Source organism: Candidatus Nitrospira allomarina (assembly GCF_032050975.1).
Lineage (GTDB): Bacteria > Nitrospirota > Nitrospiria > Nitrospirales > UBA8639 > Nitrospira_E > Nitrospira_E allomarina.
In genome coordinates this window covers 2,515,898-2,538,054 of the sequence record NZ_CP116967.1, presented here as the reverse complement: position 1 = coordinate 2,538,054, position 22,157 = coordinate 2,515,898, and the positions used below count along the sequence as shown (strand labels likewise).

General features: G+C 49.8%; 18 protein-coding genes. 2 read left to right on the top strand and 16 right to left on the bottom strand.

The genetic code is table 11. The annotated features are described in order from the left end of the window. Positions 1-50: 50 nt before the first annotated feature. Positions 51-1,610 (bottom strand): Ppx/GppA phosphatase family protein, encoded by a 1,560-nt coding sequence (locus tag PP769_RS11235; RefSeq protein ID WP_312640151.1) that lies wholly within the window; start codon positions 1,608-1,610, stop codon positions 51-53. Positions 1,611-1,924: 314 nt separating this feature from the next. Further along, positions 1,925-2,725: an inositol monophosphatase family protein gene (locus PP769_RS11230; RefSeq protein ID WP_312640150.1), complete on the bottom strand. Its 801-nt coding sequence runs from the start codon at positions 2,723-2,725 to the stop codon at positions 1,925-1,927. 395 nt (positions 2,726-3,120) lie between these two features. Here PP769_RS11230 and PP769_RS11225 point away from each other — a divergent pair, with 395 nt between their 5' ends. Further along, a complete protein-coding gene (locus PP769_RS11225) occupies positions 3,121-4,563 on the top strand; it encodes a CYTH and CHAD domain-containing protein (RefSeq protein ID WP_312640149.1) in 1,443 nt (480 codons plus the stop codon). A gap of 136 nt (positions 4,564-4,699) precedes the next feature. Next, positions 4,700-6,859: a polyphosphate kinase 1 gene (ppk1, locus tag PP769_RS11220; protein WP_312640147.1), complete on the top strand. Its 2,160-nt coding sequence runs from the start codon at positions 4,700-4,702 to the stop codon at positions 6,857-6,859. Between the two features lie 67 nt (positions 6,860-6,926). Here ppk1 and PP769_RS11215 read toward each other — a convergent pair whose 3' ends face one another. The 14 genes from PP769_RS11215 to PP769_RS11150 all read right to left on the bottom strand — a co-directional run bounded on the left by PP769_RS11215 (position 6,927) and on the right by PP769_RS11150 (position 22,120). Beyond that, complete coding sequence (locus PP769_RS11215; protein ID WP_312640146.1) at positions 6,927-7,067, bottom strand: hypothetical protein; 141 nt, start codon at positions 7,065-7,067, stop codon at positions 6,927-6,929. A gap of 48 nt (positions 7,068-7,115) precedes the next feature. Beyond that, positions 7,116-8,183, bottom strand: coding sequence for a sugar phosphate nucleotidyltransferase (locus PP769_RS11210; RefSeq protein WP_312640145.1), 1,068 nt, complete (start codon positions 8,181-8,183; stop codon positions 7,116-7,118). Between the two features lie 183 nt (positions 8,184-8,366). After that, positions 8,367-9,026 (bottom strand): phosphate signaling complex protein PhoU, encoded by a 660-nt coding sequence (gene phoU / locus PP769_RS11205; RefSeq protein ID WP_312640144.1) that lies wholly within the window; start codon positions 9,024-9,026, stop codon positions 8,367-8,369. A gap of 29 nt (positions 9,027-9,055) precedes the next feature. Further along, on the bottom strand, positions 9,056-9,862 hold the full coding sequence (gene pstB, locus PP769_RS11200) for a phosphate ABC transporter ATP-binding protein PstB (RefSeq protein ID WP_376753439.1): 807 nt from the start codon (positions 9,860-9,862) through the stop codon (positions 9,056-9,058). 115 nt (positions 9,863-9,977) lie between these two features. Continuing rightward, the gene (gene pstA, locus PP769_RS11195; RefSeq protein ID WP_312640142.1) at positions 9,978-11,609 is read right to left on the bottom strand and encodes a phosphate ABC transporter permease PstA; all 1,632 of its coding nucleotides are present in this window, start codon (positions 11,607-11,609) and stop codon (positions 9,978-9,980) included. Positions 11,610-11,620: 11 nt separating this feature from the next. After that, entirely contained in the window at positions 11,621-13,873 is a 2,253-nt protein-coding gene (locus tag PP769_RS11190) for an ABC transporter permease subunit (RefSeq protein ID WP_312640141.1), read from the bottom strand. A 156-nt stretch (positions 13,874-14,029) separates the two neighbouring features. Beyond that, on the bottom strand, positions 14,030-15,043 hold the full coding sequence (locus PP769_RS11185) for a PstS family phosphate ABC transporter substrate-binding protein (RefSeq protein ID WP_312640140.1): 1,014 nt from the start codon (positions 15,041-15,043) through the stop codon (positions 14,030-14,032). A gap of 174 nt (positions 15,044-15,217) precedes the next feature. Beyond that, positions 15,218-15,340 (bottom strand): hypothetical protein, encoded by a 123-nt coding sequence (locus PP769_RS11180; RefSeq protein ID WP_312640139.1) that lies wholly within the window; start codon positions 15,338-15,340, stop codon positions 15,218-15,220. Positions 15,341-15,537: 197 nt separating this feature from the next. Continuing rightward, a complete protein-coding gene (locus PP769_RS11175) occupies positions 15,538-16,920 on the bottom strand; it encodes an ATP-binding protein (RefSeq protein WP_312640138.1) in 1,383 nt (460 codons plus the stop codon). A gap of 29 nt (positions 16,921-16,949) precedes the next feature. Further along, a complete protein-coding gene (locus PP769_RS11170) occupies positions 16,950-17,642 on the bottom strand; it encodes a response regulator (RefSeq protein ID WP_312640137.1) in 693 nt (230 codons plus the stop codon). Between the two features lie 25 nt (positions 17,643-17,667). Then, positions 17,668-19,158, bottom strand: coding sequence for a TM0106 family RecB-like putative nuclease (locus PP769_RS11165; RefSeq protein WP_312640136.1), 1,491 nt, complete (start codon positions 19,156-19,158; stop codon positions 17,668-17,670). Positions 19,159-19,713: 555 nt separating this feature from the next. Further along, positions 19,714-20,724, bottom strand: a complete 1,011-nt coding sequence (locus PP769_RS11160) for a zinc-binding alcohol dehydrogenase family protein (RefSeq protein WP_312640135.1) — start codon at positions 20,722-20,724, stop codon at positions 19,714-19,716. Positions 20,725-20,880: 156 nt separating this feature from the next. Further along, positions 20,881-21,408, bottom strand: a complete 528-nt coding sequence (locus tag PP769_RS11155; protein WP_312640134.1) for a hypothetical protein — start codon at positions 21,406-21,408, stop codon at positions 20,881-20,883. 238 nt (positions 21,409-21,646) lie between these two features. Continuing rightward, positions 21,647-22,120: an RpiB/LacA/LacB family sugar-phosphate isomerase gene (locus PP769_RS11150; RefSeq protein ID WP_312640133.1), complete on the bottom strand. Its 474-nt coding sequence runs from the start codon at positions 22,118-22,120 to the stop codon at positions 21,647-21,649. Positions 22,121-22,157: the final 37 nt, after the last annotated feature.

The following is a 22,157-nucleotide window of genomic DNA, read 5'->3' as shown; positions in this document are numbered from 1 at the left end:
ATAAATGCCCGAACAATTTCCAGAGAAGGGTTCACACATAGGGTGACCCGCTAGGCCACAGTTTTCATGGCAATGGGAGCCGGCTTCAATTCAATCCGACAATGAAAGATTTTCTCAAAAAGTTTCATCCTTCGTTCCGTTGTCCATAATTCCAACTCCGGGTCATAGCGAAAAAATACATGGAGGCGGAGAGGCTTCCCGGGTTCAATGAAAATTTTCCTGACCACGGAAAAATGACTCCGATCCAGACCATCAGCAATTCGTAAAATCGCACTGAGACAGGGCACAACTTTTCGCTGTTCGCGGTTTAAGAGTCGAAATCCTTTATGCCTGATCGTTGGTTGGCCCCGTCGATGATATCGCGCCACGTTGGCCATAATGTCTACCTCTTCAGACGAAAACCCGGGAAGATCGGCATGGGTTATCAAATAGTAGGTGTGCTTATGGTGTTTGTTTTCTCTAATATGGTGCCCAATATCGTGAAGTAAAGCCGCGTATTCCAACCACTCCCGTTCCCTGTCGCCAAGTTGATGTAACGCTTGAGTCTGATCGAACAAGCTTAATGCCAACTTCGCCACATGATGCGCATGGTTTTTTGGATATTGGTATCGTCTGGCCAACAATAAGACCTGACGCCGACGAATATGGGGAATTTCTTGTTCCGCCCGCAACCCTTCCTGATGTTGTTGGATGAAATCATAAATGACCCCTTCCCGAATCGCTTTATCACTAATACGCGCTTGCTTGACCCCGATACGTTCCATAAGTATACGCAACACCAACACACCGGAATACAGCGTATCTACACGCCTAGGGTCCAGGCCGGGTATATTCAATCGTGTCTGTGTATCTTTGGTCCGCAGCAGTCTTTCCACTTCTCGAACTTCATCTAACTCAATCGTGGCCATATCAATTTGAGAGAGCGGCCGTCCGGTCCTAGACAAATAAATGATTTCCGCGAGGTTCCCCGCCATTCCCGATGTGGCCACAAGTTGATTAAATTGAGAGTCACGTTTCTTTGATGGTAAGGATTTCTTCAAGGTTTGACTGACCAGATTTTCCAGACGTTGGATTATTTTTTTATCAGGAATATCTGCCTTGAGAAATTCATCCTTCAACCTGATCGCACCTAGCTTGAGGCTTCTCACAAATTTTAAGCGCCTTTGCGTACAAGCCATCAATTCCACGGATCCGCCCCCGATATCCACAATCATGGCGGGAAAATGGTCGAGATCCATACTATTCCTGACGCCTAAATAGATGAGGCGAGCCTCTTCCTCCCCGGTGATGACCCGCACCCGAAGGCCAAGCTCTTTGCGTACGAGCTTTAAAAAATCCCCTCCATTTTTTGCCTCCCGGACCGCACTGGTGGCAATGGGTAAAATAGGATCAAATCCTTTATTCTTTGCCAGCATGGAAAACCGTTTTAGGACGGTCAACCCACGGTCCATGGCCTCTGGAGACAACCGCTGAGACGTAAAGGTTCCATCACCTAATCTGGCCATATCCTTTATACGATCGACAATCTTGTAAGAAAATCCTTTTCCAATTTCGGCTAGAACCATGTGAATGGAATTAGTTCCAATATCAATAACCGCGAGCCTTTTCATGTAGCTGAACTCCTTCAAAAAATAGATTCGGTTTTACCCGTTCATGCCCACAGAGATTCCGTGGTCAATACCCGTATCAGATGTTGCAAGAAGGAAATCTTCAGGAAGGGACAGAACCATCATGAATGATATGTATACGATACCCCACACCCCAGACAGTTTCAATAGTGGGGCCGTGATCGCCCAACCGCTGAAGTTTTCGCTACTATATGAGAGCCTACAGTCCGAACTTCGACAGAGATCTGCGTTCACCAGACGCGGTTCAAGAGATCCTGGCGATACAGAGATCTGCCATCGCTATAACCCCGAAAATATTAAAAGGAGAGTTCTCGAGTAAGATGTTGGACGAGCAAACGGTTCCCAAATATGGCATCAACCTTTCCGGATACCTTTGAGGGACGAAGGATTGCCGTCCCTCCTGCCTCCTCAATTAATACTTGAGTAGCCAGGATATCCCACGGGTTCAAAGCTGGATCCACCATTGCGCCAAGGGCTCCACTGATCACCAGGCTATGGCCAAAGCAATCGGTATACCCTCGCACATATCCGGACATCCTTAACAGCTGATGATAATCCGCCTCCCTATTAACACTGGAAAACTGAGCGAAATCGCCCACTCCGATAATGGCCTTTTCAATGGGAAGATCTTCAGGAAGGTGTAAGGCTTTTCCTTGTCGAGTGATCCCTTGTCCCCTGGCCGCGGCATAGGTGAGACCGAGCATGGGTAGGTGAATCACTCCGAGAACAGGAAATTGTTCCCGAGCGTCAACCAAGGCGATAATGGTACCGAATAACGGGATCCCATGGATAAAGGATCGTGTTCCATCGATAGGATCCACGACCCATTGCCATCTTGTTCCCGTTCCCTGTAACCCTTCTTCTTCACCAAGAATATCGAGAGGCCCGATTGCGGCGTTGGAAAGCAAGTGACTGCGGATGAGTGCTTCCCCCTCTTGATCGGCTTGAGTCACCGGTGAACCATCGCTTTTTTCTCTAATACGGAAATCCTGCTTTTCAAAATAGGCTCGAATCGGAACAGCCGCAACGTGGGCCGCCTGGACAGCTGTTTGCAACAGTTGAGTCAGTTGATTATTAGGCAATCCTTTATACATCATTATTCTCCTGCGTGTTTTGAACCCCACTTTTCCCCTGGTAGTATATCGAAATTCATTTTTTGGTGACACAGTTTCTCTCGAATTCTGGATCACAATGCGTTTTCTGACAGTCATATGCAGACTCAATTACCCATCACGTGCAACAGAGCGTGCAGGAAAGAGATACCCGTTTCTTTAAATCAGGTGAGCTCAAGTAATGCTCCCTGGGATTACCGGAGCATGAAGGTGGCCGTAAAAGCCCTGCAGGAAACAACAAGACATTTATCTTGAAAAGACAAGAATTTGCGCGGGAATTTCACACTTTCTTGCGATTCATTCAGGTAAAATGAGACGGATCCCGGGAAGATGTGATTCAAACGGCCCACAGCACACTGAATATTGCAGGATGAGTTGTTATGGCATGGAAGATTCACCAGGCGATTGAAAACGAAATTAAGTTTCGGATTCCCCCCCGCTTCCAAATCCCTCCCGACATGGGGGAGCCGATCCCGCCACGCGTATTTACCTCCACCTATTTTGACAGCGAGCACCATCGACTCGGTCAATTGGGTCTGACACTCCGAAAACGAGTGGAACAAGCCCATGGGGTGTGGCAATTAAAGATACCCAGCGGTGCCGTTCGAGTGGAGTTGACCATTGATTCCAGCAGTCGCAGCATTCCCTGGGAATTTCAGGACTTATTAACGGCTTTTTTTAGAAAACAGGAGGCCATTCAACTCGGAAAACTCCGGACAAAGAGAAAAGGGGTACGCATTCGGAAGGACAGCCAGGTCATCGTTGAAGTCGTTCAGGACTCCGTCGCCCTCATCAGAGACCAAAAAACTGTGCATTCATTCCAGGAAGTCGAGATCGAACTCCAGGAAAGCACAGCCGCTCAACTCAAGCCTATCAGGAAGATCTTGCTGTATGCCGGGGCAGAGGAGAAACCATTACAACCCAAGATTTTTCAAGCACTACAACTTCCCTATCCGCTTGCCCTCAAACTCAGTGATGCTTCAGCACCACCGACAGAACATATTCGAGAAAGGCTTCACTCCCAGTTCCTTCAGATGTTGCAACATGATCCCGGCACCCGCTTGGGTCGGGATAGCGAAGCACTCCATCGCATGCGAGTCGCGATCCGCCGCATGAGAGCCATCATTCGAGCCATGCGTACTTTTCTCGCACCCGAATGGACAGAGCATGTCCGCCAGGAGCTGGGATGGGTTGGTTCTTTGTTGGGCGAAGTGAGAGATGGGGATGTCCTTTTGGAATCATTTCGTCAAAATTTCCATGACCTCTCCATACAAGAAACGCGTGCATTTCAATCGATTCTCAAGATTTTTGAAGATCAGAGGTCTATGGCCCGTGCCAAACTTCTGGAGGGATTGCGTAGTGACCGGTATCTCAATCTCCTGAATCATTTTGAGGACTCATTACCCCGTTTTCCATTTCAGTCGTCTCCACTGACGATTACGGAATTAGCGGAAAACGCCTTTCACAAAGTTCAGGATTTTGTGGATGCCTCAAACAGCTTGTTCCCGAAAACTGATCTGCATCGCACTCGAATACTCTTAAAACGGGCGCGATATGCCATTGAACTGGCCGAGCCCTTGCTTGGCAAGCGTGCCAAACAGTTTCTTAAACAAGCGCAACACACGCAGGATCTTCTGGGACACCATCAGGATGCGTTAGTTGCTGAGCAACGGCTCCTCGCCATCAAGCAATACTCCCGGTCAACGGGCATAGCCTATGTCATTGGACTGATGATCGAACGGTTACGAAACCAGCAATCCCAAGTGTATCAACAACTCCCGAAACAGTGGCAAAAGCTTCAAAAACATGGGAAAAAGCTATAAAGCCTTATGCCACAAATCCTCCTTGCCCCGTTTATGTCGACATTGACCCGTTTTATTGGACTGATGATGGGCCTGTATAACCTCAATGAGGTAGAATGACTCTTCATCCATAACAGGCATAATAGGAGATTAGGTCATGACTCATCAGATAAAACCGAAGGCACCCAATCAATCTGAGGTTATCGATAATCTTGATGACCCCAAGCTGTACCTGAACCGGGAACTGAGCTGGCTGGAGTTCAATAAACGGGTACTGGAAGAGGCAGAAGATCCGAGCCATCCATTACTGGAACGAATTAAATTCCTTTCCATATTCTTCAATAATCTTGATGAATTTTTCATGATCCGAATTTCAGGATTACGCGAGCAATTGTCCAGCGGCGTTCTGGAAGCCGCTCTGGATGGGATGAGTCCGTCCGATCAATTGGGCCAAATCCGGGACGCCCTTCTCCGCAGTTTTTCCCGTGTCACCCAATGTTGGCAGGATGACCTTCTGACGCGTCTGGCGCAAGCACATATTTGCATTCTGGCCTATCAAGACCTCAAACCCAAACAACGATCCCTTCTCCGCCGATATTTTCGAAAAGAAATTTTTCCCGCGTTGACGCCTTTGGCCTTTGACCCCAGCCACCCTTTCCCCCATATCTCCAACCTCACGGTCAACCTGGCCGTCGTGGCGAACGACCCCGAGCGTGGGGAATGTTTTGCACGCATTAAGGTTCCGTCGTTGTTTCCAAGATTAATCAGAATTCCAGACGAATCGCAGGTATCAGACGATGAACAAATGGGGTTAGCCACCGGAGCGGAAAGCACCAACTTTGTGTGGCTGGAGGACATCATCGCCGCCAATCTGGACTTATTGTTTCCGGGTTTGACAATTCAGGCCTCCTATTATTTTCGCATTACCAGGGATGCGGATTTTGAAATTGAGGAAGATGAAGCCGGCGATCTGCTGGCTGCCATTGAGGAACAAATTGATTTACGCCAATTCGGTTCGGTGGTGCGATTGGAACTGGACCGGCATATGCCCGATTCCATTAAAGATATCCTGGTCAGAAATCTGAGTTTAGCGCCCTATCAGGTTTACACCTATGACTTCCGTCTCGGCCTATCGAATCTCCTTGAACTCACAGCCATTGACCGACCGGATCTGAAATTTTCACCCCATTTCCCCAATATTCTGCACGACCCCACCTCCAAGGAGTCATTATTTTCACTCATCAAACGGGAAGACATCTTCCTTCATCACCCATACGACAGCTTCTCACCCGTCGTGGATTTCATTCGACAAGCCGCTCTGGATCCGAAGGTGTTAGCCATTAAGCAGACACTCTATCGAGTAGGCATCAACTCCCCTGTGGTAGACGCCCTCATGGAAGCCCGCCAAAATGACAAGCAGGTTGCCGTACTCTTGGAACTCAAAGCCCGGTTCGATGAGGAAAATAATATTGAATGGGCAAGAAAACTAGAAGATGAAGGCGTCCATGTGGTGTATGGTGTCCTGGGCCTGAAAACACATGCCAAGGTCTGCATGGTCGTTCGTCGTGAATCAGATGGCATTCGTCGCTATCTGCATCTCGGAACCGGCAATTACAATCCCATCACCAGCAAATTCTATACAGATTTCAGTTTATTTACCTGTCATCCGGTATTCGGCGAAGATGTCACCGATCTGTTCAATGCCTTGACCGGGTATTCAAAAAAAGACTCCTACGCGAAACTTTTGATTGCGCCGGTCGGAATTCGAACGAATATCATCGAGCGAATCAATCGGGAAATATCCCGCCAACAACAACATGGAGACGGCTACCTGGCATTCAAGGTAAATTCTCTCGTCGACAAAGCCTCAATTCAGGCCTTGTATCGAGCCTCTCAAGCAGGAGTCAAGATTGAACTCATGGTCCGTGGAATGTGCGGGCTCCGCCCTGGGGTTCCTGGGCTCAGCCAAACCATTACGGTCACGTCTCTCGTCGGACGATTCCTCGAGCATTCCCGCTGTTATTATTTTGGTAACGGAGGGCAGGATGAATTATTTCTGGGAAGTGCGGATCTCATGCCTCGCAATATGGACCGTCGGGTTGAAATTTTGTTTCCGATTGAGAGTCCCACACTCCGAGCCTTCATTGTTGAAACCGTTTTGCGTCCCTACCTGAAAGATAACATGCACACGCGACAACTCCAACCCGATGGAACCTATACTCGCGTCAAGCCTTTGGAGCATGAAGCACCATTTCATGCTCAAGATTGGTTTATTGCAAACTGGAAAGGAAAGTACACCAAGCCGCTTTCCTTCTGAAGATGGTGAATGACCAGTCGGATGCTTTTTTCAACGATGCCAACACATCTCAGCGCCTCTGCCAAAATTAGCCGGTGGATTTGTTAGGCACTAAAAACCAGTTTTCCGAAAGAAACGCTGCTTCCAACTCCATCAGCGGACATCCCTCTTGCTGGCCCTTTATCCTAAAATCCGGCTCATCAGAATATCTATCGAACGTGAGCTTCATGGTCAGCCATCCAGCCGACACATACATCTCATTGAATCATCAGATGCTCTAGCCCATAACAACGGTGCATTCCTCCTGAACCGTCTCGTTTTGACGGGACTTCGTCCAAACCCGGCCAACCGCCTCATTAGCAACTCCACAGAGTTCACGGCGCCTCATACACGCGATAGTTTCCTGAATGCGCTCTGGCCTTCCCCAATCACTCCAATAGACCTCGGTCAAATCCATCATATGTAATTGCTGAGGAATCAGCGATAAGAGATCGCTCGAGAAATTTCTCGTGGGCATCGTTCGATAGAGATGCAGTAAACGTTGATGTTCGCTTGAGGTCCCAATCCCACCCGCATGGTCTTCAAGAGGCATCACAACCTCCGGAATACACTGACGTCCAGCTTCCCATAAAGTTTGAACGTTGGCAATCAACACCAACGTATTCCATTGCCCTCCACTCAAGGCAATGTCCTCTAGCTGGGATCCATCTGGTTTTTCCACAAATCTTCGCACTTCCCTGACCTGAACCCCTCCCGGATGCGAGACACGAGCACCTGGAATCACCCACCCATAGTCCTGGTCTCGCGATTGAGGAGGAACAGTCAACAGCACCATACGGTGCGGGTGCTCCTGGACAAAGGCCACCGCATCATGAACCACTTGAATCATCGGCTCAACGGGGAAAATGAAATGATCAGAAGGCCATAGAACCACCGTGGCATGAGGATCATGCGTTCGAATATAGGAGAGGGGCAGAAACACACCGGGTCCGGTTCCTCGGTTATCAGGTTGCCAGACCACCCGTCCAAGGGATTCCTGGATCAATTGTGTCCGTACATAACCCCAGTGTGATTGGTCCATCACCGTTACAACCTGATGAGGAAGACAAAGGGCTTTCGCCCGCCTCCAGGTATGTTGAATCATCGAACGTTTTCCCATAAACGCACAATATTGCTTTGGTCGATAGGCACCGAAACGCTGTTCGGTATATTCCCGAAGGCGTTCCCCATGTCCACCTGCCAGGACCAAGGACCACAGCGAACCAGGGCCCTGTAAACGTAACGGAGTAACCTGACCTTGGGAATACGGTGAGGAACCTCCGCGGGTGTCAATCCATTTTTGCATACCATTCTCCTTCCGCAAGTGGTTGTGTATATTGAGGATCATTCATACCCACACTATACGTTTGGGAAATGACACTCCTGTCACAGACAGGTAAATTTTTTGTGACAGACGCTAGGAAGCTTGAGGGAGAACACACCAACAAGAGAAAATGGGGAGGAGAAAACAGCAGGCAGGAAAACAGAGTCAGGTTGGATTCATATGACGGATAATTTTCCCTTCAACCATATACACAACCAGTTCCGCCACATTTGTCGCATGATCGGCGATCCGCTCAATGTATTTGGAGATAAATGATAACCGGATGGCACGCGAAATTGTTTGGGGATTTTCCATCATAAAAGACAATAGTTCGCGAAATATTTGTTCATTCAGTTCATCCACATAGTCATCCTCGTTGAGGACCTGTCTGGCAAGTACCGAATCCCCTCGCACAAACGCATCAAGGGCTTCTCCCACCATTTTAATGGCACGCTCAGCCATGAGCGGAATATCGATGTACGGCTTCAATTGAGGTTCGGCATGCAGTTCGATGGCACGCTCACAGATATTTTCGGCCAAGTCGCTCATACGCTCTAATTCTGTGGAAATTTTCATGGCGGTCGTGACAAACCGAAGGTCCTTCGCCGCAGGTTGGTGGAGCGCCAACAATTCGAGGCAAAGTTCGTCGATGACCACATCCATCGTATTCACCTGACGATCATTCTGAATGACCTGATTGGCCACGACATCATCACGGTCCACAAGTGCGGTAAGGGCTTGACGAATTTGGCCCTCAACGAGCGCTCCCATGCGCAAAATTCTCTGTCTGAGATCCGCTAACGAATCATCAAAATGTCGTTTCATCGTGATCCTTTATTCTGGTCTACCAGAAATCAGCCGAACCGCCCCGTCACATAATCTTCCGTTCGGGAATCGCCTGGATTGGTGAAAATTTTCTTGGTGTCATCGAATTCGATTAATTCCCCTAACAGGAAAAATCCCGTCAAATCAGAGACTCGGGCAGCCTGTTGCATGTTATGTGTCACAATGACGACTGTAAGCCGTTCTTTCAACGTATGAAGAAGTTCTTCAATCCTCCCGGTGGAGATCGGATCCAGAGCGGAACACGGTTCATCCATCAACAACACTTCTGGATTCACCGCAAGTGCCCTCGCAATACAGAGTCGTTGCTGTTGACCTCCCGACAAACCCAAGGCGCTGGCATGTAACCGATCTTTGACCTCATCCCACAATCCTGCTCCCTGAAGACTTGTTTCAACGATTCCGTCAAGGATGGCACGTTTGCGGATCTTCTGCAATTGGGGACCATAGGCCACATTCTGCCAGACTGTCTTCGGAAACGGGTTAATCTTCTGAAACACCATACCCACCCGTGTTCGAAGATCGGTCGCATCGACTTCAGGTCGATAAATATTTTCCTCATCCAGGAGAATTGTGCCTTCGACCCTGGCACCATCGACCAAATCGTTGAGTCGGTTGAGACAGCGCAAGAGCGTCGATTTTCCACAACCTGAAGGTCCGATAAATGCCGTCACCTTATTGGCGGGAATGGTCATATTCACACATTTGAGAGCCTGAACGGTTCCATAGTAAAAATTCATATCCTGAATGACGATTTTCGCAGGCACAACCGTTGGTGAATGTTGAGCCGTATCGGATTCTACAAAAGCCTTCTTCATGGGGTCCGTCTGCCTCGTTTCAACCACCAGCCTCAAAGGATTTGCCCCGGAGGTTTTGACCAAAGGCATAGATTGTTCCAGAAAATTCTGCTCGATTTCCATAATTGTACCTCATTTAGACCGAAGCACCAGCATAGCGCTTCCGCATCCGAGTGCGAAGCGCAATTGCGGTCATGTTCAAAAGAAGCACGACCAGAACCAGGACCAGGGTCGTGACGTAGACCATAGGCTTTGCCGCCTCCACGTTAGGGGATTGAAATCCCACATCATAGATATGAAAGCCCAAATGCATAAATTTCCGATCAAGATGCAGAAAAGGAAACTGGCTATCAACCGGCAGGGCCGGAGCAAGTTTGACGACGCCGGTTAACATGAGTGGCGCCACTTCCCCCGTAGCCCGGGACACCGCGAGAATCAACCCGGTTAAAATCCCCGGCATGGCACACGGCAGGACAACCCGCATGAGGGATTCAAATTTTGTCGCCCCCAACCCCAACGACCCTTCCCGGTACTCCCTGGGAACTGCCGATAATCCCTCTTCCGTCGCAACAATCACAACTGGAACAGTCATGAGGGCTAAGGTAAGTGAAGCCCATAACATTCCCCCGGTTCCAAACGTCGGGTTCGGCAAGGAGGCCGAAAAAAATAATTGATCAATGGTTCCTCCCACCGCATACACAAAGAACCCCAGACCGAATACTCCAAAGACAATTGACGGAACCCCCGCAAGATTATTCACCGCAATCCGAATCATTCGGGTCAATGGGCCTTGTTTGGCATATTCCTTTAAATACACGGCCGCCAGGACGCCGAACGGCACCACCACCACACTCATCACCAAGACCATCATGACCGTACCAAAAATCGCAGGGAAGATCCCACCTTCGGTATTGGCTTCCCGTGGCTCTTCGGATAACACGTTCCAGAAGTTTTCCACATACATCAGAATTTTGTCCGACACAGTCATGGCGTTCGGACGCCACGCCTTTACAATGCCGCCAACCGGAAATGTTTTTTCTTCGCCTGTGACATCAAGGAGGGTGACACGATACCGGTTCAATCGCTCATACAATCCTACCAATCGTTCAATCTGCTCCTGATATGCCGCTTCCCGTTGTTGAATCTCCCGTTGAAGAATGTCGGCTGAATCCTGAGAAATTTCCCCTTTTGATTCCAAAACCTTCAGATTCAGGCGGGCCCGCTCCATGTCAGCGTTTATGGCGCCAATCACATCGTGTTCAATATGATGAATTTCCTGGTGAAGCACTTCGGCCTGCTTCAGGAAGGGATACCAGACGTCCCACCCGATATCCTGGCCCTGAGCCAGACGCGTCTCCCCATCCCACACCGCCGTGACCCAGCCATAAAAATTCCCCCACTCCCGTCGTTCAAATGCGATGACATCCTGAGGCCGGTTCCGCTGGGCAATGTCGGCTTCATCAACCCACCGGAAATCCAGTCCGTACACATCCCGGTTGCCCACTTTCAGTTGGATGCGGGACTGCCCATCGGGAAAATCCGCAGTGACCGTTTCCGGAATGCGTTGGGAATCCACGATTTCCCCAAGCACCCGGGTGTTATCCTTGAGCGTCAGCTGCACAAGATCCTTCGGCCAAAAATACCCCATACCATTAATGAAAATAAGCGCCAGGAGGCCGCCGATCAGGAGCAGAGAACAGGCTAAGGCACCACCTGCCAACCAGATAAATAATGTGCCGGATGAAAAAAACCGTTGAAAAAATTTCATGGCTGTTCGACTTAAAACTGAGAATATTTTTGGCGGAGCCGTTGCCGGACGATTTCGGCAATTGTATTAATCGTAAAGGTGAAGCCAAACAAAATCAGACCGGACAGGAACAACACACGATACAGGGTCCCGCCATGAGGAGCTTCAGGCATTTCCACTGCAATGTTGGCCGATAGCGTACGAAATCCATTGAACATACTCCAATCCATAATCGGGGTATTTCCGGTGGCCATCAGTACAATCATTGTTTCGCCTATCGCACGCCCAAATCCGATCATCAATGCCGAGAAGATTCCCGGACTGGCCGAAATAAGGACTAACCGGGTCAAGGTCTGCCAACGCGTCGCACCCAAGGCCAGAGATCCGGCGACAAGTTGCCTCGGCACATTGGCAATGGCATCTTCAGCTATGCTGAAAATTATCGGAATCACCGCAAAGCCCATGGCAAAACTAATGACAATGGCATTACGCTGATCATACGTTAACCCCAAATTTTGTATTAACCATTGTTTGAAGTTTCCTCCAAACAACCAGCCCTCAATCGACTGATTGGCCATCAAACAGGCACTCACCGTAAGAACGATGGCAACCATCATGACCACCAGGTCAAGGCCATACGCCTCAAAACGCTTTATCCGAATAGGAAGAAATTGCCACGCCAGACAACAGACGGCAATCACCAGAGGCAGCAATCCCACAATGGCCACAACCGCAGGGAAAATCCTTTCTAAGAGAGGAGCAAACCAGAGGCCCGCGAGAAAGCCCAGTACCACGGACGGTAGAGCCGCCATTAATTCCAGTGACGGCTTCACCACAGCTCGAAGATGAGGGTGCATGAACATCCCCGTATAAATGGCTCCCATAACCGCAAGAGGTATGGCCAACACCATGGCATATAACGTCCCCTTCAACGTCCCAAACATGAGTGGGATGAGTCCTAATTTCGGCTCAAACTCATCCGACCCACTGGAGGATTGCCAAATCATCTCCGGACGATCATACCCTTCATAGGTCACCGGAAAAAATAAGGATTTGAACGTCACCTCCGGATGGGGATTATCAATAGCATAGGTCTGAAGCGTGCCACCTTCCTCCACCCACACCGCGCCATCGGCCTTGGGAGCATAGCGCAGAGATTCGATGGCTTTGCCCCTACCAGGGATTTCTAAAATCGTTTCGCCAGTCGTGGAATAATGCAGCAACACGGTTCCCTGCTCATCGGCAGTGAGAAATCCTTTATCACGTTGGGACACGGAGAGACTTGTCACCGACCGGGTATGAGGAGTGAAGGTATGAACTTTTCTCAAGATTTTTCCGAACGGCCCGGACTGATCGGCTGAGAACGCCCATGTACTCACGCTTCCAGAGGTGGTGCCAACCACCAACGTTCTTTCACCTAATACATATGAGAGAGCAGTCACCCCATCCTCGGCAGCACCTACAGGCACGGATTGAGGCAGCGCATCAAATCCCTGCCGTTCCCATTCCCATGCGAGGAGATGTCCATCGTTCGTCCCGGCCACCAATCGTTTTCCCACACTATCCAGGGCCAAAGTCCTCAGATGCGCCTTCGGGGGAAGGACCAACCGATTGGTTGTGACAACGACGTCATCCGAAAAGGAAAAATCCCCTGGTTCTTCAATCCTGGTCACCCAAAGCTCCCCGCTTCCGGTGAGAGCCACGACGGTTTGCAATTCATCTCCTCGAGTGACATGCGCATGGAGGATTATTCCCCTTCCGTCAGGAACCACCCGCACAGGATCGTTAACCTTCACACTCGGGAGAATGGTCCGTTGGTCCCCTTGGAAATCCGAGCGATACAGTATTTTGACCAGATAGACGAGTCCCCGATCGGTCCCGACGCTAAGGGTATGGCCTTTTAACCCGACACGCACCACAGACGTCGGCTCACCCTCGATCGACAATCCCCCTCCCGCCTCCGGTATTGGCGTGCCATGGGGTAAAGAAAGAAATTTGAGCTGTTTTCCTTCAAAAATAAACGGAACTTCACGGTATTCATCAATTCCCACCATCATGGGAGTCCGTTCGGAAACTTGAGTCTCGGGAATTGCTACAGGCAGAGTCAGTTCGGGAGAAACGGTAGCGGGTTGAAACAAAGGAATGACTTCCCACACCAGATACACAAAAATCCCAAGGATACTGATAATCGTCGCCAGGCCTCCCGCCCCGACAATATATTTGGCCACACGATCAAACAGGTGACGGATCCGCCTTCGAGTGCCAGGACGGGAAACGTCAGCCAATGATTGCCTATTAGATTCTAAAGATGAAGAGGAGGAAGATACGGGTGGCATCAGGTGTGAGGGCAATGAGAAACAGGGCTAAAATGATTTTAGAACACCCAACCGCTCTCCAAGAGGTTTCTCATGGAGGCGGTCCAGATGTTCCTTAAGATATTTCTACTTGAGGTGCTCTGACTGTTTCCCAATAATCTTTTCCGGGATGGGGAAATAGCCATCTTTAATGACGACCTTCTGTCCTTCACGGCTATACACATATTTCAAAAATTCTCGAACAATCGGCGACAACGGTTGATTGGGAGCTTTGTTCACATACACAAACAAATACCGTGACAAGGGGTACTTCCCCTTGATGGCATTTTCGTACGTGGGCTCCACAAAGGGTTGCCCTGTTTTCATGGAAAGAGGAAGCGCATGGACACTCGAGGTTCGATATCCAATACCGCTATATCCGATCCCTGCCTGATCTTCAGTCACTCCTTGCACGACAGAAGCCGAACCGGGCTGTTCCTTCACTTCATCTTTATAATCACCGTTTTCCAGCACCACTTCTTTGAAAAACCCATAGGTCCCCGACGCCGAATTCCGGCCATAGATACTAATCGGCATATTGGCGAACATTCCGGTTAATCCCAATTGTCCCCAACTGGAGAGGCTTTCCTTATATCCGTGCTGCCGGGTCGTGGAAAATACCGCGTCGACTTGCTCAATCGTCATCCCTTGAATGGGATTATCCTTATTGACATAGACCGCCAACGCATCTATCGCAACCGGAAAGGCGGTAGGTTTATAACCGAACTTTGACTCAAAAGCATCGATTTCTTTCCCCTTCATTTTACGAGACATCGGCCCCAATTGAGCTGTTCCTTCAATGAGAGCAGGGGGAGCGGTACTTGATCCTTTTCCCTCAATTTGAATTTTGACATTCGGGTATTGCCTCCGGAATCCTTCAGCCCATAGCGTCATAAGATTATTCAGGGTATCCGAGCCAATGCTATTGAGGGTTCCGGATACGCCACTCACCCTGGCATAATTCATCCAATTGGGATCTTCCATCCCATCTTTGGCCCAAACAGTGGAGGCCCCAGGCATCGCGGTCCAGGTCCAGCCCATGAACAGCCCTATCACCAAGCCCAACAACCACATTTGCTTTCGTTTCTGACTGTGTTTCATCAATCATGCCTCCTCATGTGAATAAATAGTGTAGGTCCAACAAGTTTCTTCTATGTAACGCCAATGTTACGAATTTGTTAAATACCCATCCACCGATCTCCGGGGTTTGCTGGAATGCTTCCCCCCAGGACATTCTCCACGTTTCCGTTTAACGACGGATGGATGGCCCGAACTTCAAATTGAAACTCCTTTTGGCACCGTCACACCCGGACGGGCAGAAATGACCGCTGACACCTGATCATGATCTTTCCGTTCTACATCAACCGGAGCAATCCATTCTGTGCTTGTTGTTCCCATGGGCCTCTCCCGTCATGGTCGTCTCAACTTGTGACAATTCAAAAGCTCGGCAGTCTAATTATTTAACCCTGCCATCGAATCCTAGCGAATGACTATTTCACCTCTGTGAGGTTCGGGTTACAACTGTGTAACGTTTTTCGGGGGGATCAGGTGGAAACACTAGAGGAAGGGATTTATCCGGGAGAAACCACGAAATCTCACAAAGATCGACTTGAGGAAGTGGGGCTGGCTATTGGCAGGATCACCTCCACGGTGGTGCCTTTACCCAATTCACTCTGTATGCGAAGTTTGCCATCGAGCAGTTGAAGCAGATGCTTGACAATGGAGAGCCCAAGGCCCGTCCCGCCTTCTTCACGGGACCTCGCTCGATCCACCCGATAAAATCGCTCGGTAATCCTCGGAAGATCCGTGGAAGGAATGCCCTGGCCTGTATCTTTAATCTGCAATGAGATTCGCTCATCTCCCAAAGGTATGGATTGAAACGTTATGGTGCCTCCGTCAGACGTATATTTAATGGCATTATCCACGAGATTTACCAGAATCTGAATCAACCGATCTCTATCAACCCAGGCACTAAGGGCGACTCCGATTTTATTGGAGATCTGCAGATTTTTTTTCGACAGTTGATGCTGAAACATCTCAGAGACATCCTGTGCCACTTCACACAGCGGCACCGATTCACAACGCAATACGACTTTTCCCGATTCAATTTCCGAGAGGCTGCGTAAGTCTTCTACTAACCGACTGAGCCGTACGGCATGTTGGTGGGCAACCTGTACAAATTTCCGATTGTTTGGGGTTTCCAATGACGGTTCATCCACAAGCGTTTCCAAATATCCGACAATGGCCGTCAGCGGAGTTCGCAGTTCATGGGACACGTTCTCAACAAACTCCGTCCGTACCTGTTCCAAACGACGCAGTTGGGTGACGTCGTGTAACACCAGCACGCTCCCCTTTTTCTGGTTGGAAAAGGGAAAAGGGAGCGCATAGACCTCTAACACCATGGAGACGGGAGGATGCAATTCTACCTCTGCCTGTCGTCGTTCATGCCACGCCAATTCCTGACAACCTTCAACCAGACCTGCCAGTTCTTGATTTCTGATGATTTCCCACAGCGATCGTCCTTGAATCGCCTGAGCGTCCAATCCCAATATTCGATGGGCGCTGGAATTGGTGAATAACACCTTTCCCTTTGGATCAAACGCCACCACCCCTTCCACCAGATTTTCCATGATGGCAATAATTTTCGTGCGTTCTTCCTCGAGGCCGGTCATACGTTTCTTCACGTTTTCCACCAGGCGCTGGATATGGCCTCCAAAGGCCTCGGGTTCCAACACACGGGAAGTCCTCGCCTCATCAATCCCGCTGAGCTGTTCAAGTTGACGAACGCCTGTCATGACATCTTCATGGTTTTCTCTCGTCTGATCCCATATGTTCCGGGTCAGCAACACCGCCACGCCAACCAGACCAACCCCCAACGAAACCACCACCCAGAATGGCCATGCCCAGGCAACCGACACACCCACACCGATCATGGAGGCCACCATCCAACCAACAAGAATGAGCGAAGGATTACGCATGGATCAAGGTCACGTTCATCGTACTCACCTTAGACCGTCCCTGACTCAAAGCGATAGCCCACACCTTTGACCGTGACAATGCGTGGGCATTCGCTTCCTAACTTTTCCCGGAGCCGTCGAATGTGCACATCCACCGTTCGCGATTCTATATCCACGGCATTGGAATAGCCCCATACCGTTTCCAATATTTGCTCCCGGTTCAGGACCCGGCCATTCGCCCGCATCAACGCACAGAGCAGATCGAATTCCTTGACGGTTAACTCCACCACGGTTCCGTCCACCGTCACCTGGTGCTTGCCTTCATCGACCTCGAGCGTTCCAATCCGTTTGAGCGCCGGCATGTCCTGCCCCTGTCCCCGCCGCAACACCGCTTTCACTCTGGCGAGGAGTTCCCTCGGGCTAAAGGGCTTTACCATGTAGTCGTCCGCCCCCATTTCCAACCCGACAATCCGATCTACTTCTTCGGCCTTCGCCGTCAGCATAATAATGGCGATCGAAGACGTTTTCGGGTCTTTCCTCAACTTCCGGCAGACCTCTAAACCATCCACCCCCGGCAACATCAGATCCAAGACCATAAGATCCGGAGTACGTTCCCTTGCCATCTGCAAGGCCGTTTCCCCATCACGGGCTTCCAAGCACTTGAGCCCTTCCTTTTCCAAGTGATACTTGACCAACTCCACCAGATCCTTCTCATCATCGACGACTAATACCGTGGCAGCCATAGTCCAATCTCCTCAACAGTGCGTCTCAAGGCGCCAGCTTTTTAGCCATTCCCTGAGTCTTGTGGGCGTGATGTTCAAAATATTGTGTGATGGCTGCCATGGCATAGCAATCATCCTCGTTATATTCCAGAATTCTATTCAACAGCGCTTCATTGGCTGGATCCGATAAATAATCGTTATACCAGGCAATGGAGTTGGCCCCGGACGGGTCCAGGTCTCTCCACTGAAACCCGATTAACTTGGCGATATGTTTAATCCCATAAGAAAAGGTCGGCCAGTCAGAATATTCCACAATGAGGTCTTGATACAAATCAAATTCACAGGACTTATATTTTTCAAACGTATCGGCATCCAGATCATATTTTTCCATCAGACGTTTCAGCGTCGATCGCTCCTTATGGGAATACACATAATACACAGCATGTTCCGTCGATTGAATAAATTGCCAGAAATCCCTAACCGTCTGCTCTTCATCTTCGGGCCTTTTAGCCAAAAAATAGGTGAAATGAGAGGGTCTTTTCCCATCCTGAATTACCATTCCGAACAGATAGGTGACGCCACGGGTCGGGTCATCTTCAATATCAAAATAGATCTCCCGATCAACCTCCGGGAACCTATAGCCGGAGCGTATCCTCGGCTTTCCCTCTAACAGAACCTGCGCCCGCTCTTTCATCCGGGTCAAGGAGACTTTTCCCATTCGCGGAATCTTATGAGGCGGCTTGAGATAGGTTTGCACATCCATGCCAGCAATATCTTGAATCGTCCGAAGCCCCTGCTCCCGGAGCGCAAACTTTTGCTTACCCACAAAAAATAAACCGGTGGGATCGGACTGGTCTTTTACCCATCGATAGCATCGGCTAAACCATCCGCACATGGTACAGTGACTTCCCAGCACCGGCTCCGAAGTCTCGTCTCCGGACACCAATTGCTGAACGTCCTGCATGGCCTGGGTAAACCGTTCTTCAAAGAGAGCCGGATCAAATTCTTCAAGCTGTTTGTCCACATTAATAATCCGGCCACCCGCTGGAACGATTCCCTGAATCTGCTCAAGTAACAGCCGATAAAACAAAATCTGAAACGCGTAATGTTCTTTAAACTTGGGTTTCTTGCCGTCCGTTTCTTCCCAACCTTTTCCAGCCTTAATATCAATCGGCTCATAAAGATATCCGCCAAAGCGAGACGCCCCGTCCTCACGTTTTAATAACAGATCCGGTCGCCCCACAAAGTGCTCATGAATCAGACAGCCTTGGTAAATCACAGGGGCTCCATGCTTCATGGCCAACAGGGTTTCCTGAAATGCCGGCTCTACCGCAAGATTTTGCAGGTCCACGATCTCCTGATCGCCGAGCGAAGTAATATAATCCCGTTCAGTCTGCAACCCCACTTCCCACAACAATTTCACAAATGAGCTGACCTCGGATTTTTCGGAGGGATCGCCGTTGCTATCCAGATACACGCGATGCAGACACTTGGTGTAGTTATAGAGGTCTTGGGCGGTGATTCGTTGCCGGGCCATGCTTCAGGAAGGAACGAAGCAGTCAGTTCACATTTGGAAGAATTTTGCGTTCATTGTTAGTACCAATACTAGCACAACAGGCAGAAAAGACCGAGCAGAAAGGGGAAGTAGTCAAAGCACGCAACGGGGAAAAACCATAAGGAAACTCTTCGGTTGATACGGCAGTCGTAGCCTCGATCCTTGTTAAAGCATTTCGAAATCCGGGCGAACCGCTAGTCCTCCATTCAAGCATTCTATTTACACATTGTTTACATAGATGTGATCGACGCCTAACCTTCCGGCAACTTCCGGCCATTACAGTTCCCTTCACCAAATAAAAAATAGAACCCGTAAATTTTCTCATGCTTCTTTCCGATTGTGGCCGATTTCCCATAATTAGAGGAGGATTTCAATTTATGTATTGGGAAGTTGGAATTAGGTTTTTGATCAAATCCGTCCATTCATATGTTTGCCACTTCTTCAAACACCTCAGACAAGAAACGCTACCACGGATTTTAAAATCATTTCGTCGCCCTGCACAGCAATGGGGATGATCCACTTCTGCCCTGCACCTCATCAAAACCCTTCTAGCACAATCTTGCCCCGCGCAGAGCCGCTTTCGAGCTGCGCATGCACCGCCCGCAGCGTCGCCGCAGCGATCTTGCCGGCGACTTCGGTCGCGGTGGAACGGATGCGTCCCGCATCGACCAGTGCGGCCACTTCGTTCAACAGCTTGCCCTGCTCCGCCATATCCGGTGTGCCAAAGAGCGAACGCGTGAACATCATTTCCCAATGAATTGACACGGCCTTGAGCTTGAAGGGCATGACGTTGAGCACGTCCGGGTCATCGATCAGGCCAAAACGGCCCTGCGGCGCAATCAGTCCGACGATATCAGCTAGATGCTGACCGGTCTGAGTCGTTGAGAACACAAACCCCGGAGCGCCGAGACCCAGTGCCTCAACCTGAGTTGCTAAAGGCTGGCGGTGGTCAATCACGTGATGGGCGCCGCATTCGCGCACCCAATCCTGGGTTTCAGGACGCGAGGCGGTGGCGATCACCGTGAGATCGGTCAATGCCCGCAGAAGCTGAATGGTGATCGAGCCGACCCCACCTGCGCCACCAATGACTAAAATGACGTTGCCTCCCTGCGGAGTCGGGCGTTTGACAGCGAGCCGGTCAAACAACATTTCCCAGGCGGTAATCGCCGTGAGCGGAAGAGCTGCGGCCTCCGTGTCACTTAATTTGGCGGGTTTTCGGCCAACGATGCGTTCATCGACAAGGTGATATTCGCTGTTGGTGCCGGGTCGTGCGATGGATCCGGCATAAAAAACCGCATCGCCCGATTTGAAATTTCGCACCTCAGGCCCCACGGCCTCGACAACGCCGGAGGCATCAAATCCAAGGACCCCCCAATCGCCTTCGGGCGCAGCACGGAGGCGCAATTTGGTGTCCACGGGGTTGACCGACACCGCGATGATCTTGACGAGCAGATCACGGCCTTCAGCTTTGGGTGTCTCAAGGGTGATATCCTGCAGGGCGTCCTCACGGTCAATCGGACCAGGTGTTTTGTAGGCAACGGCTTTCATTATGAGTCTCCAGTTGTCCTGAGGTGTAAATAGGTAATATGTGGTTCATGCAACTACGCATCGGTGAGATTTCGCATCCAACGAACATCAGAACAGGTGGAAGGAGCGATATTCCCTCCCCACTAGTCATGATTTGAGCGACGCTCAGTTCGGAGATTACGGTATTCGGTTGGTAAGTGTTGGGAATTTAATGATCCCAGATCGATGCTCGGTGACGGCCACCCGGTCTGAACTTGAACACAGAAAACACATTTCTTCAAATTTGTCATGAACCAGCCCGCCAAAGTTTCCCACAAGCGCCCAACCATTCTCCGGGCTTGTGGCGGATGGGTTGATGATTTGAATTCGGGCTTGATCTCCCGAACAATCAAACTGAATGTCTTGGGTGGAGGCCCTCGTGGTATTGCCCGTCACGATGATTGTCGAATTGGCTCCAGACTTTGGACCCAAAAGGTTAAATATATGAGAGCCGTCGTTTACACGGAGATTCCAATCTATAAAATTTGCTACGAGGAGCGGGCCTATTGTTCCATCCGTTTCGATAAAGCCGGAGACAGTCCCTTTTCCATCAATCACTCGATTCACATTGTAGGTTATCGCTAAGGCTTGGAGGGGCATCTGCGCAAGAGAAAAAGTCACAATCATACTCACAAAATGGTGCCAGGCTTTTTTAAATTTCCTCATGGGTATGTCCCTTAGTGAAAGTGATCCTCGTAGCCCCTCTCCTCCCCAAGACAAAAAAGGTCACATTGTTGATTTCAAACACGGAATGGTGATCCTGAGGAGCTATTATTGTTGATGTTCTCCGAGAAGTAAACCTGGCGATTTAGGGATCTGGCTCCTGCAAAATGAGAAAATTAGCAGAATTTTCTTTTTACATGTTACGAAGAGCAATTAGTGAATTTGTTCACCAATCCCGTATTCAATCCTTGAATTCCTCGGACTCAATCCGCTGTATATCGACCATCGAACGGTCAAGAAAAGCTTGGATCTCATCATCCCACCCGCTCTTGAATTCAGTTATCAGAAACGCATCAACGATCTCCTTGGCTTTGTAAGATGCCGTAAGCATGCCACCCATGGTGAGCACGTTGGCATTGTTGATTGATCGGGCTTTGGTTGCAGTGGAAGGATCTTCGCACACCGCGGCATAGACATTCGGATGCTTGTTCGCAATGATCGCCATGCCTATCCCGGTACCGCAAAGCAGGATACCGCGATCACACTCACCTGAACTCACTTTTCCGGCCAGTTCATGAGCGACTTCATAATAGGGACGTGCTTCATCCGTTGTCCCGCCCAAATCTACGCACACATGACCGAGTGCCAGGACATGTCGCTTCACGGCCTCTTTCAGTCCCAGGCCAAAAGGATCTGCTCCGACTCCAATTTTCATGTTCAGTCTCTCCTTGCGGTTTTCGCCATGGACACCT